This is a genomic window from Prevotella ihumii, from assembly GCF_900155655.1.
Taxonomy (GTDB): Bacteria; Bacteroidota; Bacteroidia; order Bacteroidales; family Bacteroidaceae; genus Prevotella; species Prevotella ihumii.
The window spans coordinates 115,583-132,698 of sequence record NZ_LT706987.1 but is presented as its reverse complement, the minus strand read 5'-3'; the positions used below and the strand labels follow the sequence as shown (position 1 = coordinate 132,698).

Annotated in this window: 18 protein-coding genes and 1 pseudogene; 4 read left to right on the top strand and 15 right to left on the bottom strand. The window is 38.8% G+C overall.

Annotated elements, in window-relative coordinates; genetic code table 11:
* Positions 1 to 326: 326 nt before the first annotated feature.
* The 3 genes from CZ367_RS00635 to CZ367_RS00625 all read right to left on the bottom strand — a co-directional run bounded on the left by CZ367_RS00635 (position 327) and on the right by CZ367_RS00625 (position 2,545).
* A complete protein-coding gene (locus tag CZ367_RS00635; RefSeq protein ID WP_077197312.1) occupies positions 327 to 677 on the bottom strand; it encodes a hypothetical protein in 351 nt (116 codons plus the stop codon).
* Positions 678 to 817: 140 nt separating this feature from the next.
* Positions 818 to 1,285: a DUF1896 domain-containing protein gene (locus CZ367_RS00630; protein ID WP_077195296.1), complete on the bottom strand. Its 468-nt coding sequence runs from the start codon at positions 1,283 to 1,285 to the stop codon at positions 818 to 820.
* A gap of 27 nt (positions 1,286 to 1,312) precedes the next feature.
* Complete coding sequence (locus tag CZ367_RS00625) at positions 1,313 to 2,545, bottom strand: site-specific integrase (protein ID WP_202613102.1); 1,233 nt, start codon at positions 2,543 to 2,545, stop codon at positions 1,313 to 1,315.
* Between the two features lie 583 nt (positions 2,546 to 3,128).
* Between CZ367_RS00625 and CZ367_RS16065 the strand changes: the two genes are divergently transcribed.
* Positions 3,129 to 3,485 carry a hypothetical protein gene (locus CZ367_RS16065; protein WP_237581441.1) on the top strand — a complete coding sequence of 119 codons (357 nt, stop codon included), beginning with the start codon at positions 3,129 to 3,131 and terminating at the stop codon, positions 3,483 to 3,485.
* Between the two features lie 212 nt (positions 3,486 to 3,697).
* On the opposite strand, the pseudogene CZ367_RS00615 reads toward CZ367_RS16065, so the two are convergent.
* Positions 3,698 to 4,111 (bottom strand): annotated as a pseudogene (locus CZ367_RS00615) (HlyD family secretion protein); the annotation flags it as partial.
* A 208-nt stretch (positions 4,112 to 4,319) separates the two neighbouring features.
* Between CZ367_RS00615 and CZ367_RS16060 the strand changes: the two are divergent.
* The 3 genes from CZ367_RS16060 to CZ367_RS16050 are packed head-to-tail and all read left to right on the top strand — an operon-like array spanning position 4,320 to position 5,545.
* On the top strand, positions 4,320 to 4,583 hold the full coding sequence (locus CZ367_RS16060; protein WP_237581439.1) for a hypothetical protein: 264 nt from the start codon (positions 4,320 to 4,322) through the stop codon (positions 4,581 to 4,583).
* A gap of 2 nt (positions 4,584 to 4,585) precedes the next feature.
* Positions 4,586 to 5,305, top strand: a complete 720-nt coding sequence (locus tag CZ367_RS16055; RefSeq protein WP_237581437.1) for a transposase — start codon at positions 4,586 to 4,588, stop codon at positions 5,303 to 5,305.
* Positions 5,306 to 5,365: 60 nt separating this feature from the next.
* Entirely contained in the window at positions 5,366 to 5,545 is a 180-nt protein-coding gene (locus tag CZ367_RS16050; RefSeq protein ID WP_237581435.1) for a hypothetical protein, read from the top strand.
* Positions 5,546 to 5,808: 263 nt separating this feature from the next.
* On the opposite strand, the gene CZ367_RS00600 is transcribed toward CZ367_RS16050, so the two are convergent.
* The 11 genes from CZ367_RS00600 to CZ367_RS00540 all read right to left on the bottom strand — a co-directional run bounded on the left by CZ367_RS00600 (position 5,809) and on the right by CZ367_RS00540 (position 17,101).
* On the bottom strand, positions 5,809 to 7,095 hold the full coding sequence (locus CZ367_RS00600) for an IS1380 family transposase (RefSeq protein ID WP_077195295.1): 1,287 nt from the start codon (positions 7,093 to 7,095) through the stop codon (positions 5,809 to 5,811).
* 151 nt (positions 7,096 to 7,246) lie between these two features.
* Positions 7,247 to 8,605 (bottom strand): MATE family efflux transporter, encoded by a 1,359-nt coding sequence (locus tag CZ367_RS00595; protein ID WP_077195294.1) that lies wholly within the window; start codon positions 8,603 to 8,605, stop codon positions 7,247 to 7,249.
* Between the two features lie 96 nt (positions 8,606 to 8,701).
* Positions 8,702 to 9,550: an AraC family transcriptional regulator gene (locus CZ367_RS00590; protein ID WP_036866529.1), complete on the bottom strand. Its 849-nt coding sequence runs from the start codon at positions 9,548 to 9,550 to the stop codon at positions 8,702 to 8,704.
* Between the two features lie 34 nt (positions 9,551 to 9,584).
* Complete coding sequence (locus tag CZ367_RS00585) at positions 9,585 to 10,115, bottom strand: HXXEE domain-containing protein (RefSeq protein ID WP_077195293.1); 531 nt, start codon at positions 10,113 to 10,115, stop codon at positions 9,585 to 9,587.
* A gap of 491 nt (positions 10,116 to 10,606) precedes the next feature.
* Positions 10,607 to 11,221, bottom strand: coding sequence for a DNA alkylation repair protein (locus CZ367_RS00575; protein WP_036866523.1), 615 nt, complete (start codon positions 11,219 to 11,221; stop codon positions 10,607 to 10,609).
* On the bottom strand, positions 11,221 to 12,195 hold the full coding sequence (locus CZ367_RS00570; protein WP_036866522.1) for a nucleotidyl transferase AbiEii/AbiGii toxin family protein: 975 nt from the start codon (positions 12,193 to 12,195) through the stop codon (positions 11,221 to 11,223). The genes CZ367_RS00575 and CZ367_RS00570 overlap by 1 nt, the downstream gene beginning before the upstream one ends.
* Entirely contained in the window at positions 12,180 to 12,911 is a 732-nt protein-coding gene (locus CZ367_RS00565) for a DUF6088 family protein (protein ID WP_077195292.1), read from the bottom strand. Before CZ367_RS00565 ends, CZ367_RS00570 begins: the two co-directional genes overlap by 16 nt.
* A gap of 47 nt (positions 12,912 to 12,958) precedes the next feature.
* Positions 12,959 to 13,996 (bottom strand): nucleoid-associated protein, encoded by a 1,038-nt coding sequence (locus CZ367_RS00560; protein ID WP_036866518.1) that lies wholly within the window; start codon positions 13,994 to 13,996, stop codon positions 12,959 to 12,961.
* Complete coding sequence (locus CZ367_RS00555) at positions 13,969 to 15,501, bottom strand: hypothetical protein (protein ID WP_077195291.1); 1,533 nt, start codon at positions 15,499 to 15,501, stop codon at positions 13,969 to 13,971. Before CZ367_RS00555 ends, CZ367_RS00560 begins: the two co-directional genes overlap by 28 nt.
* On the bottom strand, positions 15,494 to 16,543 hold the full coding sequence (locus CZ367_RS00550) for a nucleoid-associated protein (RefSeq protein WP_036866514.1): 1,050 nt from the start codon (positions 16,541 to 16,543) through the stop codon (positions 15,494 to 15,496). Before CZ367_RS00550 ends, CZ367_RS00555 begins: the two co-directional genes overlap by 8 nt.
* Before the next feature lie 300 nt (positions 16,544 to 16,843).
* Entirely contained in the window at positions 16,844 to 17,101 is a 258-nt protein-coding gene (locus CZ367_RS00540) for a hypothetical protein (protein WP_052046524.1), read from the bottom strand.
* Between the last annotated feature and the right edge of the window lie 15 nt (positions 17,102 to 17,116).

Below are 17,116 nucleotides of genomic sequence, written 5' to 3'. Positions count from 1 at the left end.
CGGAGTATGCTGATTCCTTTTTGTAGCAAGAACAAGGTAGGGGGCGCAGCCGGCACAAGGTTTTGCAGGAAAATACTACCCGGAATGAAATGTAGGTGTGGAGATTTTCCGTACAAACCAAAGGCACAGACCTTGTGCAAGCCGTAGCCCTTACTACCTTTGCGAATAAAAAGAAATCAGCACCGACTTATGGCACATCAAAGTGGAATAGATGGACTTAAGAAGCGAAAGTGCAACGCCGGTATGGAAAATGAAAAAGGTGGCTACCTCAACCGAGATAACCACCCATAAAGAAGAATGAATCGAAGAATATCTTTCCTTGTGCCTTAGAGTACACAGAGCAGGATTGCCAAGATGACGGCAAGCCAGAACAGCCAACGCAGGATTGTAAAGGTTACTTGCAGAATAACTTTAACAATGAAGCGTAGTATCAGGAAACCGAGAATAATCGAAACGGCGGTTACGACTTGCGGAGTAACTATCTTCGAGATGAGGTAAATCGCACCGATAACGATGGAAAGCAGAACGGCGAGTTCGATGAAGCGTGTCCAACCGAAGCGGCGGACTTGCTTGGGAGAAGTCGGCAGCTGCCTGTTCTTCTCGGTTTTATACGATGCGTCTGCCTTGATGAAGGCGGGCTGCTGAATGTCTTGATTCATGATGATTGTATTATTCATAATCGAGGCTTTTAATAGTTTCAAGAGCGATAACAAGATGCGCACACAACACAAAGACAAGTGTTTGCAAAACTCTTGACGTGTGGAGTGGAGCATTTATCTTGGCTCTTGACACTACAAAAGCCCCCGTTCGTGTTATATCAAGCCATGTTCTCACCGCCTATCGTTGGCAGACCATTGACCTCGATGAGCAGCACGATTGTACCGGTCAGTTCGGTGTACAGTTTGTCGTATTCTGTACCTGCCGCAAAGTCGTCCGTGAGTTCGTACTTGGCAAATACCGCTTGAATTGCCTTGTTGTTCAGCAAAATTAGTGCTAACCTTTCGGGAAGCGGACTTGGCAGTTCCTTCTCAAACTCCTGCTCCAGTAAGGAAACAAGGGTATCATACTTTGAGAAATGCAGGTCGTGGTACAGTACCTCGCTTGCCATCGTCTCTGCTTCTGGGTAGGAGAAACCTTGCGCCACGGCATCGCAGTAAGCCGTCAATGCCTCGTCTGCTCGAGCGGTTATAAACGCATTGTCATTCACTCTCTCTGGAAAATGCTCTCCGAGATACGCTTCCAACTTCAGACGGAAGTAGGAAAGTTCTTTCTTTGTCGTTGTCATAAATTCAAAATTTTAGGGTTATATACATTATTTTGGGGAAATGCCTAATGCCGTATTGAAAGAGCCCAACTTGTCAGCCAGCTCATCCATATCGTGTTCTATCTTCTTATTGGTAATACGGGCATAGATTTGCGTTGTCTTGATGTTGGTGTGTCCTAACATCTTACTTACGGATTCGATGGGAACTCCCTTGGATAGGGACATCGTGGCAAATGTGTGCCGGGCGAGGTGGAAGGTCAGGTTCTTTTTGATACCGCAAATATCGGCAATTTCCTTCAGATAACTGTTCAGTTTTTGATTCGTCAGCATGGGGAAAAGTTTGCCGTCACGATAGGTCTTGCCACTATATTTTGCAATGATGCTCTTGGGTATATCGAGTAAAAGAACGTTGGTCTCCACGCTCGTCTTCTGCCGCTTGGTCATTATCCACTGCTTGCCGTTGAGCGTGACAATGTTTTCCGGAGCGAGGTTGTACACGTCTATGTACGCAAGTCCCGTGAAGCATGAGAACACGAACACGTCCCTTACAAGTTCCAAACGACCGATGCCGAAATCCTTGTTAGCAATTTTAAGGATTTCCTCGTCTGTGAGGAATCCACGATTGACCGGTTCCATGTGAAAACGGATGTTGAGGAACGGATCATGGTGCAGGACACCAAGTTTCCTGCCCAGAATGGTAATCGTCTTGAAGGTTTTCATCATCCTCGTGGCGGTGTTGGGATTCTGCCCGACAACCGTTCGGAGATAAATGTCGAAGTCGTGTATCACAATATAGCCGAGTTCGGACAGGCGGATGTCAGACCGACCGTATTTATCACGAAGGAAATTTGAGAAGTGTTTCTTGCAGACGTTGTATTTCTGTAAGGTTGCAGCTTCGACCGACACGCCTACCTGCCGTGCAACATCACTGTTGTGCTTGTTGAAGAGGCTCATTAGGGTGTCCACATCCTCCTTTTTGCCAAGATACTCCGACTTGATACGCTCCAAGGACACCTCGTCCGTCATCTCTACTTTCTTAAAGATGGTCTGGAGTCCGCTCTGAATGTTGTCAAGTTCGAGGTTGGTGGAAAGTGCTTCAGTTGTCCTTCCCTTCAATCGTTCCTTCTCCCTGTCCCATTGAGACTGTTGGACAGCAATGCCCGTCGAGCCGATGGAAAGGCGTTCGTTGTTGAGATAGATTCTCAGCATGACAGGGGTCTTGCCCTCCTTGTTCACATAATTGCTTCTGAGATAGAAGACTGCTCTGAAAATAGCTTTCATACATTTTACTGCTTTTAGTTGTAGCCTGAATAGAGGTCTTGTCCTAACACCTGCCATCTGTAGCCGTAGCTTGTCGGACACATTGTTGCCCGAAGTGGTGTATGGTAACAAAAATACCTCTGTAATCACGCTGCAAAGTTCAACATATTTGTTTGAATAGCAGTAATTTACGCATACTCCTTATGTACTCTGTATGTACTCTTGGCTACATTTTTATTTTGCCTTGAAAATGTGTAGCCTGATTGTAGCCTTTTTAGAGCATTTTGGGAGTTTCTGCCCCCTCCGTGCATACTCTGAAATTTGGGATGGGTATAAAAGAAAAGTATCATAACTACTTGTAGCTATGATACTTACGATTTTCTTAGGTTTCCCTCTGATGTTCATTTCAGAGTACCTAAAGCGGAGAGAGAGGAAAATGAACTTTCAGGCATCACAAAATGATAACAGATAATCAATGAAAGAGGTGTAAATATGAAAACAAAGCATCATCAAAAGGACGACCAAAGAAAGTCAGAGTGCAATCAGTCCGATGACAATATAAGAAAAGCTATCGAGCGAAGTTTTTTTTGAGTGGAGCAATGGTATGCGTGTTATTCGTCAAGGAAAGGGAGAGGTTGCTATGACGGAGGGCGAACTAGCAAAGTTTTTCGGAGTTAGTTGGCAAAAAGTTAATCACAAGGTCAGGCTTATAAAACAGACTATGTGCTTAAAGTATTATGAGATAGAAGCAGGTAATGCTACCAGCAGCATAAGTAAGCAGGGGGATAGCGTGGAGAGTTATGCGCCACTCTGCCCCTTGCCCATTATCATCGCCCTTTCCTTTCATCTTAACAGCGTAGAGGCAGGTATGTTTAGGAAATATCTCTGCCAAAGGCTGCAATCTTCTGCGCCAACATTCATTCCTATTATTGTTGATACAGGTGGCACACAGGGGTGCTGAGTGGCAGTTATACAGACTACTGATTATATCCTTTTTCTTTCACTGTTATATCTTACTACATAACTACATTAAAGGTAAAGCGGTGAAAGATAAAGGATTAACGAGTAGTTGGGCTATTATCGAAATTATACTACATAGTAACTACATTTAACCTTCTTCTTTCACAGCTTAGGTATTCTTATTATAGTTTGAGAGAGATTGCCAATAGAAAATCATATACAGTCTGTTATCCTATGGATTATCCTTTTCAATACGCTTTCTTGGCTAACAAGAATAGACGCACTGCCAGTCATTCCCTTGATGAGTGGATATTTACAGCTTGCTATCCTCACTTGTGCAGTGAACATACTGCCCTCATTTGTTTGATGGGGAGTATGTGATGTGGTTACTATTGTGCCACCAGCTACTCCGTAGTTTTCGGCATTGTAACCCTCAAACTCTATATTGACTGTCATTCTGTTTTCCATCGTATTTACATATTTATAGGGAATTGACACCGTACCCTGATTGGCATTAGCCATTTGTACCTTTGCACTGATGGTCTCAGGATAAGGGATAAAATATGCACCTGCTAACAATCCCAATATCACAATAGTAATAATTGTGATACCATAACGTACAATCTTTGGGAAAGATACATAACTATTCCTTTTTCAATCCCTTCAACTTCTGTACTTATCCAATGTTTTTTAAATCTTTTATATTGTATCAATACTTCGTTAATTCCAATGTAATCGTTTGAAAATGAGAGAGTTAATTAACTTAATATAACTAATAAAATTTGGCCAAGTGGCTGACTATCAGTAACTTTATAGTAGCGAAAACATAAAGCAAATGACATCAGAACCACTCGACCAATATACAGAAATCTGCAGAGATGCCATCAAAAGCTCATCTGCAAAATTAGGCAAAAATTTCGAGAATCTACTCTTGGAAATACTCTTATTGTACATGGCGATACAACGAAAGATAAATTTCACTCAAATGGAGCGTTACGGCACTCATTGCGAGCAGACCTACAGGACGAATTTCAACCGCAGCGGGCCAAGTGCATCAACTGGGTTAAGTTCAACCTCTCCCTTTCCCGGCGTTATCTGAATATGGACGAACTGCTGGCTATAGCCATAGATCCGAGCTACATCAGCAAGTCAGGCAAGAAGACTCCGCATATTGGTGCTTTCTGGTCCGGTTGTGCAGGTACCATGAAACACGGACTTGAAATCATGGGGCTTGCCCTTGTCGATGTCTACGCCAACAACTGCATGATGCTTCGTGCCCATCAGACCCCTTCTACAGGAGAGTTGAAACTACGCAGCATGACACTTGTGCAGCATTACATTGCCGTCATCAAACGCTACAGGAAAGAATTATTGAAGGTCACCGATATTGTCGTCGCTGACGCCTTCTTCTCCATACGTCCGTTTGTGGACGGAATCAAGGAACAAGGCTTTCATCTTGTCAGCCGTTTCAGGGATACGGCGAGCCTATACTATGTGTACACGGGACCTCGTTCCAATAAGCCCGGGCGTCCCAAAACACTTGACGGGAAAATCAATTACAAGAAACTCGACCTCACGCGTATGGCGAAGATGCATATCGAAGGACTTGAAGGCACAGCCTACACACTCATCGCCTATTCAAAGGCTCTGAAGCAGAAAGTGCGTCTTGTCATTTGGGTGATGCCGAACGGCAAGCACAAGCTTTTCTTCTCCACAAAGACATCCATGTCGGGTGAAGAAGTATTGCGCACATACCGCTCAAGATTCCAAATCGAGTTTTGCTTCCGTGATGCCAAGCAGTATACCGGACTCGCGCATTGACAGGCAAGGCACAAGAATCAGCTGGACTTCTCCTACAACGCATCATTCGCATCACAGAATGTGGCAAAGGTGCTGATGAAGGAAAATGGGCTACCGTATTCCATGGCTTCTTTCAAGGAGCTCATGGCGAGCACATACATTGCAAAATTAATTTTCGACAGGTGTCTGAGCATACCGAACCGAAAGTTAATTAGTCATACTATCAAAGAACTCTTTGGCTGGCAGAGGAAAGCTGCGTAACAATTATCTCAAATTTTAACGAACTATTGTTGTAGAGCATAAAGAGATTATTGTCTTAAAGTCTTCAGTTTGAGTAAGTCTTAGCATAATCATCCTCAAATCCGCAACTTAACTTTTCAACGTCCTTCTTGCGTGTACACATCCTCTCATTACTGAATTTGCAGATAATTAGAACTGAAATCCCCACTTCAGCCTACAACATCCCCTTACCCCACAATGCGACTTGAGGCAATACGCAGTATCATACCCATAAGTTGTAGGCGTTATCCAAAATCTGTCTGGAACACATCCGCGTAAGCATTGTTACAGGTATAGATATTCAGCATATACTGCCTTGATGTCCTGATCCACTTTGCTGGTACAGAGACAAACCTGAAGACAAGCGCTTTTATGCGGCTTGTTGTATTGAGTCCGAACCTCTTTACATCAAGTCTTTGGATAATGGCCTTGTAGAAGTTACGGATAAGTGATGTAAGAAGAAGGAACACGGTGTTCTCTGCCATGAAGGATTTGGGCAATCTGTCCCATCCGAAACCATTGTTCATATCATCGAAGATACGTTCCTTTCCCCCTCGAAGGTTATAGAACTCGACAATCTCTCTTACGGAAGATACATAGTCGTTAGTCAGGATACAACGGTATGTGTATTCTCCTTCCCAGAGATCCAATACACCATCCAACCGTTTCTGTCTTTGAATCACAAGTCGGTATGCTTTACCCTTCCACTTTTCAACAAGGATAGAGTTCAATTCGAACTCAATGCCATTGATTTCCTCAGTTTTCCAACCTCTGAGAGCAAAGATTTCATTGTAGAGCGAACTGCAGCGGTTTGCGCGGATATAGAAGGATTTGCAGTGTTCCTCTACTTCTTCTACGATTTCCTCGGAACATGATCCACAGTCAGCTCTGAAACGATTGATAGTAAGGCCGTTCTGTTCAAATCTCTCAAAGAACCTCTTCAGCGTGTCCTTCTGATGAAAACGAACATTTGTGTTGCCATCGCTATTCTCAATGCCAACGATTAAGTCGCCAATAACCGCCACGCCAGGGCGATAACCAGGGAACTTCTTGTATGTAGGCTTTGCATCATACTTCTCTGTCTCTATGAACTGATGGTCGAAATCAACATCATACATCTCGTCCTCTTTCAGTTGGCCAGATGCAAACATACAATTGAGCAGTAAAGTATTGAGAGTGTCAGCCGTGTTGAAATCGTAGTTCTTACCCGTATCTGACGTGTATGAGATGTTTTCTTGCGTCAGCTCCTTTATCGCTCTGAGGATAGTATCAGAGCTACAAGTTCGAAGTGTCGGATGAAGCGAGAGATGGCTCATCAAATGAGTAGTGATATCCTCAACACATGAGCCACCACAGAAGTAGATACTCATGAGTGAACGGATGATTTCGCTGTACTGATAACCGAATGATCTACACCTTAGACCGAGGGTCGAGTCGATTACAGATGACAATGTGGAGTCAAATTGCTCCATGATTGAAAATATTCCTCCAAAAGGAGTGAGTTTCTCGGATTTAATATGTATTTTTGCCATGCCATATCAGAGTTTTGCTTGCTTGTTTTGCAACACTAAGATAAGTGAATTCTTTGACATGGCAAAATCCTGGGCAACTTTTTGTTGCTCAGGTACTTAAAAAGTTTAAGTTATAATAGTGTTGCGGAATTAAGGATCATATCTTTTATGTTCAACATTGTAGATTCTCTGTCGTGAGATGTGATTTATGACGTATTTCCCTATGAATTTGAATGGCAAAGAACAGTGTCATTAAAGTTGCAAAGACGTCGGCTACCGGTTGTGCATAAAGCACTCCGTTCAATCCCCAATATGATGGGAGCAGCAATATTACAGGAATAAAGAAGAGTCCTTGTCGTCCAATATTGAGCAAAAGGCTTTGTCGTGCTCTTCCGATTGCCATATATAGTGTGGAATACACAAATTGAAAACCGAATGTGAAAAACATGATAGTATTGGCTCTAAGGGCAATTCTTGCTATTTCTTGCATTGTTTCATCTTTGCCGAAACAGCTTATAACAGGAGAGGTAAATGCCATTATTAGTATGCTCCAAAGTACACAAAATGAGGTTGTGAGTATCAAGGAACAACGTACAGCCTCTTTTAACCTTTGGAAATTTTCTGCTCCGTAGTTATAGCCTGCCATAGGTTGGAGCCCTTTGACAAATCCGAATACAACATTTGTTCCCAATGTTACAATTTTCAGAACTATGCCCACTGCTGCTACAGCCTCTGCACCATATTTTATGGCGGCTCTCTGCAACAAACTAATCGAAAGTGTTTGGAGAAGTTGCAAACAGAGCATTGAAATACCTATCTTTATGATGTCCAAGTACATTCTTATCGTTGGGACGAACAAGGTAAACGAAACTTTCACCTCCGCTTTCATAAAGAAGCGGATGTAAATGATTGTTGTAATGATTCTTGAAAGAATGGTTGCCCACGCAGCACCTTCCACTCCCCAGCCGAAAGCATAGATAAATAGGGGATCCAATGCGACATTTATAACAGAACCTATTATCATTGCCGATGCAGACGTTTTTGAAGCCCCCTGAGAAACTATAATATTGGACATCGACACATTCAACGTTCCTATGACACAACTGACGATGAATAGTCTACCATATGTTTCCGCTAAATTCATCATCTCCTCGTTTGCCCCCATGAAAAGCAGAATTTCTGGTAGAAACGCATTGCATACAAGGGCAATGAGAGCAGCTAAAATCACAGAGGTGATCACCGAGACGGAAGCGACCTGACCTGCTTTGACAATCTGCTTCGCCCCTAACAAGCGAGATATATACACTCCGCCCCCAACACCAAACATCAGCCCTATTCCAAGAAACAACAACGATAAAGGGAAAACAACTGATACGGCAGCGACAGGAAGAGTTCCCAAACGTGCAACCCAGAAAGTATCTACTACATTGTATATCGCCATAATCAGCATTGCGATGACAATAGGGATCCCCAACTTTGTCAGGGCTTTCATCATACTTCCTTCTTGCAAAATATTCACAGCGTTGTCCATCCTTGTAATCTGTATCTTTCTAAGTAAATAAAGTTCGCTGCAAAGGTACGGTGAGATACAGGCTGTCACAATAGACGGACAATGGTAATGATAGCACTATTCGTGGTAATTCTTTCTGAAAAGCGTTGGAGAAACTCCTGCAACCTTGGTAAATAGCCGTGTGAAGTAGGAGTAATCGCCAAATCCCAAACCTCGTGCGATCTCTTTTACAGAGGCTGTTGTATAGACTAATTGTCGCTTAGCCTGCAAGATGATTTCATCCTGAATATTCCGACTTACACTCGTTCCTAAAACAGCATTTATCGCTTCATTCAGGTAGGCAACCGTTATATTCAAACGTTCGGCATAGAACGAAGGAGCATGGTTCGTTCGGATATTGCTTTCTAATAAATCCCGAAACTCCCATACGATTTCCTTATATCTACTTATATTCCCCTGCAATTCAGATTGAGCCTCTGCCGCACCTGCAACATTCCTTACAACCAACCCCACTATTACGGCTGTTAATCGTTGAATGATTGGTTTTGAAAATGATTTTTCTGTGCAACTAAGTCTTCGAGCAAGAAGCGACAATAACTGTTTCAGTTCTGATATGTCAGATATTTGGGATTCTTGGCAACCATACCGCTCCAATATTCGTTTCTCCTCCTTGTTTACCAATACCGAGTCAATAGTAAGGAAGTTTGCAGAAAGATTGTAAGCATCAATGATGCGATGTACCTGTCCTGGGCGAATGATTACCAAACTATCCTTTTCAAAAGTGTATTCCTTGAAATCTATATTCAAGCGACATTGCCCTTCCTCGATGAAACCAAAGAAATAATAGTCGTCAGTATGAGAAAAGGCATATCTTTCCGAAGATGCCGATGTTTGGAAGACGACTGTCTTCAGATAGACTCCAAAATCTGTGAGTTGTGAACTTCTATGGATTGGCAATTGGGACATTTCTTTCTGTTAATTTCATGATTGACAATATTTTCTATCTTTTATTCTGCCATTGTTGAAACTTGCTTATCAAGAAAAAAGCGGAGAGTAAGCTAAGCATTGTTAGGATAATCCCGACAACTGACCATAAGAATATCTGAAAAGGAGATAGAATAGATGCCTTTACAAATTCAACAAAGGCATAGACACAATATGGCAATGTCAAGATTGTGGTAATGATAACAGGTATATATTTTCGGTATATTGCCCATTGTGCAAGATGTACTACAAGATGGATGGAATACCCTGCAAATGCAGCGAACCACCATTGATAAGCATCTATCCACACGGCACAGAAAGAAATGAGGGATATCAGAATGAACTCGTGGGCAGTCCCAATGGCAAATGTGGCTGTGGAATAATCAAAATGTCCCCTACGTGCAAGAAACTGCTCGAATCTCGGGAAACGCCTTTTTAATTCATTTCTATTACAGCCTAGCCAACACCTGAACATAATAATCTCCTCGTATTCGTGAATCATGAATACAATTGGGAGAAATGCCATTATCAATTCTAATTTCGTCATAATGGTTTCCAAAACTCTATGGTCGTACTCTTTTCAACACGTTTCTTAAATCTCTGACATACTTGGCTTGCCGATATTTCAAATAAATTTTCACAAATGGAATCATAAACCATTTCTTAGGCTCAATGTGTTCTGTAAAGTCAATCGTAACATTCTTTTCATTGCCACTGAAAACACCGACCCAATGTCCTTTCATATTGTCATTCTCCACATCAAACTCCCAAAGACAAAAAGGTTCTTGTCTTGTTACCGTGAAAATTGTCCTATATCCACTCTTCGTTATTTCTACAAATTGCGTGTCTGATATGCCCTCTATTTTTTGAATATCATTTCTCCACGAATAGTTGGTTAGGGATGTTACTACTTGCCAAACTATACGCAAATCATATGGAAATATGGCTTTTATGTTAGAACTTATAATCATAAAATTTAGTGTTTTAGAAAATGTTGTTATCTCGACGCACAAACAGATTTGTTTTATTTGTACATATTCAATTTAATAACTTTGCTGCAAGTTTGTAGGTGAACAAGATTCGGGGATTGGACAAATCCCATTGTTGCACTTCCTGCCGTATCAATTCTGAATGCTTCTTGCTTATATCCCTTAAAGCGTTTCCAACGGATTTCCGAAGGAATTCGCTTTCAGATCCCTTGTGCTTAGCGATTAGAGCAATAGCCACTGATGGATTTTCTTTGAAGAACGGGCGACTTGTCCAAATTCTCAATCCCTCTGTTACAGCACGGATAACATTCGGATTGTTATCATTCAGCCATTCTTCAATGAGAGGTAAAGAAACTTCATATCCTCTGTGTTTGCAAACTTCATCAACAGCCTTTGCAAGCATTTCCTGCACACACCAATTTTCATCAGTGCTTACTTGTTCTTTCAGAAAATGAAGTGCATCATTATTCGTTGTTGCCAATCTGCCCAATATAGTTGTTGCCAACATTCGGGCTTGATAGGCTTCGTGCTTGAACAATTCTAGAGTAAGTTCAAAACATTGTTCCTTTGAGTGTGTGGAAAAGATTTTCTCAGCCCGATCAAGGATATGCTGAAATCCATGTTCGATAGCTACAATATCGAGTAATATCTTATCTATGTGCATTACTGAATCAATAAATTATTTAAGACCTTTATGAAATTTTCCGCTATCAACATTTCGTCAGGAATTTCGGAAAACGCCAAAGGCACTAATTCTTTCCGATAGTTAGGACTTAATTTCGACCATATACCAGAGAAATCCTTAAACAAAGGGGAATCTTTGATAGATTTTGTACACCAACCATCAGGTTCGGAAAATTGTTGCTGGTCGTGTATAAAAAGTTCTTGGAAATCTTCTCCAAAATCTGCTGATTGGATATAATCGGAACATTCATCATCGTTTATCAAATAATATAAATCATAGAAATGACGGATTTTAGAAGATAAAGATTTGACACAATTCTCATCAAATGAGAAGCGAAACAATGAAACCAATTTCTCCACTATCGTTCTCCGTTTGTCTAAGGCGTTGATTGAGAAAGATTTTAAATTGTATTGTTCTATCAAATCTATTCTGCCAATAGTTACAAGATACTCAGTTAGAAACGAACTTATTTCCTTATTGATGTATGGATATGGATTCGCATAAGTATTGACCTCGATTAGAATCTGTCCTGCTTTCACGGCGGAAGACGTTAGTCCAACCAAATTTGGATATTGATAAATAGCCTTGTAGAAACGTGAACCTTTACTTGTTACATTGGGTACGACAAGTTCGTTTAGATCGGCTGACATATCCTTAGCAAGTCGTTTGATAAATGTTTTTAGTTGGTTCCCAGAAAAAGAATCTGCATCAATGACAGCTATATCTATATCCTCAGAAAAGCGATTGGTTAGACGGTATACTTTAGAGAGGGAAGTTCCTCCTTTGAAAACTACTTTCTCGGCATTGACATTTTGAGACATTCTCTGTAACGCACGAGTAATCCAATAGTCTTTCTCGATAAATTCGGGTCTTATATTCAGGGCGTTTGCTGCAAAATTGAGTAATTGGGCAAACAGTGTTTGGTTTTCGTGCAGTCTCATCTTATATTCCATTTCTTTTGATTAGGCAATACTTCTTGCGGAATTGATAAATTATAAAATGTCTGGTAGTTAAGCGACGTTTGCAATATCAGAACATCTTCGTGCGGATTCAACACTTCAAGCATTGCTCCCAATAACGCAATTGTCTGCGGAGTGTATTTTAAAGCTAGTTTTTTAATTTTGCTGCGTTGAATTTCGCTTAACTTAGATAATAGTCCCAAGAGTTTTTTACAGTTATCCGCAGGGTTAGTATCAGGAATATTTTTGAAGAAACGAAGGCAATCGAGCAACTGTAAAAGAAGGATATTCTCTTTTGTAATCGTATTCCATTGCTTCACAAATTTTATCCTGTAATAACCACGTTTTGTGCTTTTCTTATCTTTGATAGTTCCTATCTGCAAAATGGCAGAAACTTGTGTAGTTAATCCAAGCTCATTAAAAATTTGATATCCTGTAATATAACCAATCAGTTTGCCGTTCTCTTCCAGTAGATCCTTTACAATCTGATAACTGCTGGGCATAAGCTCGCCAAAATCTGTCATTTTTGTTTTATAATATCGCCCTTTCGATAAGCGTCGAATTTCACCAGCTTTAGTCAAGTTTTCCAAGACTTTGTTTACTGACTTTTGCTTGGTAACTTCAACAGGGAAATCGCTTGCGGAAAACACGATACCATAATCCGTTTTTTCTATTTTATTTCGTACTATTTCTGAAATATTTTCGTTCATAAACTCGTTTTTACTCCGACAAAAACACGAATATCTTTTCGTTCAATTCAATCTTCATCTTTATAATACACCTTGTAAAATTTTCCACGCTCATCTTCTCCCTGTTCTATGTTTTGGCGATTACCAGCAATGACGATTTGGATTTTCTTGTCCAAATTGATGACCCGTTTATAGGAGCGTTGTTGCTTTTTACAAGCAGATTCTGAAATTTCGAACTGATTATCAATGACTATATTACTTTGGTCCTCATACTGTTGCTTATACTGGTGAAATCTTTCAATCACTTCGGGTTGAGCAATTACTTCATGGGCAAAATCATTAATATCAAAAGTTTCTTTCTCTTTGAAAAAATGCAACGACTTGTTGAGTAAATCAATTTGGTCTGCTTTGGAAACCTCAAATTCCTTAGGCAATTCTTTGGTTACAAAGGTTTTTGCTAACGCCATAAAATTTTGTGTATTAGCATATTTGTCTTTACGTTGGCGGACATGTAGGAAATCGTCAATCCAGTATTGAGCTTCTACACTCTTATTGGTATTGTCAACCACAGCAACTACATATCCGTTTTCTCTGTCCTTGTTGAAAATTAGGCAACCTTTGTCCAACTTTTTAATATTGATACCCTTATCACTCTCCAAGTTGAAATTGCCATTTTCGCGCAACACCTTCAAAAAAGTATCTTTATTCTCAGACTTGAATAGCCCTACAGCATCAAGAGTTTCTCCGTCCAATATACAATCTTTAAAATAAACAGTATAAAACTCTCCGCCTTTAATCTTAGGGTGGGTGCTTTGCTCATACAAATGTTTTGCCAGATTTACCGATTGTTCATAAAGTTGCTCAGGCTCATCGAAAATCTTGGAAGCATAGGTATAAACTTCATTTAATATCAAATCACTTTCGTGGTAGAGTTGGTAGTATTCTTCGGAAGTTAAGGGGGGGAGGAAATAGTTTGAGAGGATTTTTTCTATATTAGAATCAATTCTTATACCATTCTTGGATAATATGATATTATCCTGGTTTAATTTATTCCCAACTACGTGTAACGCGGTATTCTTTATCGAAACATATTCAGTGTATAACATATGACTTTGTTTATTATGCGACAAATTGAAATATCATTATTTATTAATATAACAGCAACTAAAAACAATAAGAGTAATAAAATTGATAAAAACCACAGCCAAGAATAAATCTTTTTCTGTTTTAACACGAAAGAGGTATTAGTGTTATCTTTTTGTGGATCACATTCTTCAAAAACTCTTTCTAATTCAATAGTGCTCAGAACATCTTTGTATCTATCTTTTATTTGGCGATAATGCTTGTTGTATAAGTCTATTTTTTTTGTTAATTCCCAGCGAGAATAAAGTAATAGACCTATAGAAACTAACAAAAACACAAAAGATAATCCGATAATCTCATTTGTAAATCCGCCCACAAAATCACCTTTAGAAACGACTCTAATTGCTACCACCGAAATAAAAAACGAAACTAGTGTTAGTATGTTTTTTTTGAAATCACCAATGAAGGAATCTACTATGGCAGAAATTTTCTCTTGGAGGTCAATCAATAGTTCAGATAATTTGTTTCTTACCTGAAGGTATTGTTTTACATTTTCTTTTTCATATATCTTGTAATTAGACAAAATTGATTCAAAAACAGAAGAATCAATGCTTAAGCATTCTTTGTTTATATTAAGTGAGATGATATTGCGTGCAATATTTATTTTATCATTGTTGTTTCCACCCAAATAGAGCCATTGATATATTTCATATATTAATTTACAAGAGTTTATATCCACATTGATACTTGATAATTGCTTTACATTTATTTTCCAGCTTAAAGTTCTAAATCCGTTCAATTTGTATTCGTAAATGTCATTTTTAATTATCGAATAGTCAAAAATGAAACTAAATGTATAAATTATACATGCCTTAATAAATGCATTTTGTAAAGGATGATTTTCACCATATTGGGAGCAAAACAAGTCTTCTGGTAGAAACTTGTATTTTCCAATCTCATGATAGCACAAATTTCTTGCTTCATTAATTCTATTATCTCTATTTATATTTCCTACACCAGATATTTTATATTTGCTATTTTGGGCAATGAAAGCTATCGAGTTAGTACTCCATTCAGAATAACATTTATCTTGAACTTCAAAAAATAATGCTGTCGTAAAACGCTCATCAAGAACAGCCATAAATTGTGATAATGAAAGCGTATCTAAGTACTTTGTAAAATAATCAATATTATATATAGACAATTGATTGTTTTGTATTCTTTTTTCAATATGAATTTGAATCTTTCCTTGTTGGAAATTCTTCATTTGTAGTTCAGATATAAAATCACTCCAGCTATTTGTATTTGAAGATAGATAATCAATGGAATCTATCTCTTCTATTTCAAAAAAGTGAATGGCAATCTGATCACGCAAATTGATCTTATCTATAACATCATTTTCGGACGAAGAGAGATTTAAAGCACCTACTTGATATTCTGCAATAAATTCATCACAAGTCTCCTGTTTTGAAATTAATTCAAAAGAACTTGAGAGCACTTGAATAATATTATCACCTGCATCATTCATTTTGATTTCTTTTTAATCCTTCTGCATATTGATAACCATCGGCACTTAATACCATAATGTATCTATTTCCTTGTTCATCTTTATGTGGTTTAATAATTCGTTCAATATTTAAGATATCTTGTTTTAGTTTTAGTTCAATTTCGTTAGTAAGCGGAATTACATCTTTGAATTTATCAGTTACAACACGTGGCGTTTTTTGGAATGTATTGTCAAACTTATGTTTGTTAGGTAATTTTCCTATCTTATCTTTTAATTTATTGATAGCCAAAGAATCATCGAAAGGTTGATAATCTCCAATAATAACATCTTTGTAATGGTTTATATCAAAATTACCATCTGCTCTAAAATAAGCAATTGTAGCATTTCGCAAACATAAATAATCTTGCTTGTGTTTACGTCGCAATGGATTAATTATTTCCTTTTTAATAGCATCGTATGCCGTTTTCGTGTTTTTTTCATCATTTCGAACCTCACTCAATTCCAAAAAAGTTTTCCACCAATACACCGCTTTTGTTGAAGTATTTGCGTCATATGTTATTATTTTTCCATATTCAAATTCCTCTCTGCCATTAGATGTAGCATTCAGAATAAACGCCTTGAATATTTTCTTTTTAGTAGGTAATCCACTTCTCTTATCGCCACTTAATTCCTCCAAGAATTCCGAATAATCTGCTTTTGTAATCACAAGCTTATATTCTGTATCTGTCATTTTTGCAAATGATATCATTAAGATTCCTTTTGGAATTTCCTTACCTAAATGAGCTATTTTCTCTTTAGTTTCATTCTCAACGGCTAATAATTTTTCCGCCAATAATTTACACACATCAGCTCTATTATTATTTTGAATAATGTTATCAATATGATTTTTTGTAGTCTGCAAAGTTGGCTCAAAAATGTATTCTCTATCACCTTCGTTATCAACACAATTAGTGATTAAATCCCAAATATAATCTTGAATATTCTGGGCATTGGCAAAATGTTCTACGGACACTGTATTTTCCGTATTGTCAACTTTTAGTAAAGTATAAAACTGAATATCCATATATTTTTCTCTTGAATTTCAATATTCTTCTGTCAATTTCTACTTCCATCATTATAATGGCTTCTTGATTTTATCAATGAATCTCGTAGCGAAGAGTGATGATTTGTAATGCTACACCATTGTTCTAAGCTATTTTGAGCTTCATATTTTGAACCACTACAAAGGTACATATTTTCGTGTTTTTACCAAAGAAAACACGATTTTTTTTAAAAATCATCAATGCATATAACTGTGGGAAATTGAGGCTTGCTTTTCCTTGGTGTATTTTTTCTACCACCCATCGGTGAAAATTCTTCGCATTCATGTATGGAAGTGCAAAAACAATATCGTAATAATATTCATGTCGTACAATTCCACAAAACCAGACTTATGGAAAAGTCTCTTGATTTTCTCATTCTCAACAAAAGGCCTCTTTTCTGAATAAGGTGAGAATATTTCTGAGACCTTGCTGGCGAATGCCCCAAGCTGGTCGGCAATTTCACAAGCCGACATCCAAATGGGAGCAGACGGGATGTGTATTTCTCCATTCCCGCCAATGGTTATGATTTCTCTTTTCATAGACATTCCTCCTTA

Coding starts and splice junctions, on each gene's coding strand:
- CZ367_RS00635 (WP_077197312.1), bottom strand. CDS start 677: ATGAATAATACAATCATCATGAATCAAGACATTCAGCAGCCCGCCTTC.
- CZ367_RS00630 (WP_077195296.1), bottom strand. CDS start 1,285: ATGACAACGACAAAGAAAGAACTTTCCTACTTCCGTCTGAAGTTGGAA.
- CZ367_RS00625 (WP_202613102.1), bottom strand. CDS start 2,545: ATGAAAGCTATTTTCAGAGCAGTCTTCTATCTCAGAAGCAATTATGTG.
- CZ367_RS16065 (WP_237581441.1), top strand. CDS start 3,129: ATGCGTGTTATTCGTCAAGGAAAGGGAGAGGTTGCTATGACGGAGGGC.
- CZ367_RS16060 (WP_237581439.1), top strand. CDS start 4,320: ATGACATCAGAACCACTCGACCAATATACAGAAATCTGCAGAGATGCC.
- CZ367_RS16055 (WP_237581437.1), top strand. CDS start 4,586: ATGGACGAACTGCTGGCTATAGCCATAGATCCGAGCTACATCAGCAAG.
- CZ367_RS00600 (WP_077195295.1), bottom strand. CDS start 7,095: ATGGCAAAAATACATATTAAATCCGAGAAACTCACTCCTTTTGGAGGA.
- CZ367_RS00595 (WP_077195294.1), bottom strand. CDS start 8,605: ATGGACAACGCTGTGAATATTTTGCAAGAAGGAAGTATGATGAAAGCC.
- CZ367_RS00590 (WP_036866529.1), bottom strand. CDS start 9,550: ATGTCCCAATTGCCAATCCATAGAAGTTCACAACTCACAGATTTTGGA.
- CZ367_RS00585 (WP_077195293.1), bottom strand. CDS start 10,115: ATGACGAAATTAGAATTGATAATGGCATTTCTCCCAATTGTATTCATG.
- CZ367_RS00575 (WP_036866523.1), bottom strand. CDS start 11,221: ATGCACATAGATAAGATATTACTCGATATTGTAGCTATCGAACATGGA.
- CZ367_RS00570 (WP_036866522.1), bottom strand. CDS start 12,195: ATGGAATATAAGATGAGACTGCACGAAAACCAAACACTGTTTGCCCAA.
- CZ367_RS00565 (WP_077195292.1), bottom strand. CDS start 12,911: ATGAACGAAAATATTTCAGAAATAGTACGAAATAAAATAGAAAAAACG.
- CZ367_RS00560 (WP_036866518.1), bottom strand. CDS start 13,996: ATGTTATACACTGAATATGTTTCGATAAAGAATACCGCGTTACACGTA.
- CZ367_RS00555 (WP_077195291.1), bottom strand. CDS start 15,501: ATGAATGATGCAGGTGATAATATTATTCAAGTGCTCTCAAGTTCTTTT.
- CZ367_RS00550 (WP_036866514.1), bottom strand. CDS start 16,543: ATGGATATTCAGTTTTATACTTTACTAAAAGTTGACAATACGGAAAAT.
- CZ367_RS00540 (WP_052046524.1), bottom strand. CDS start 17,101: ATGAAAAGAGAAATCATAACCATTGGCGGGAATGGAGAAATACACATC.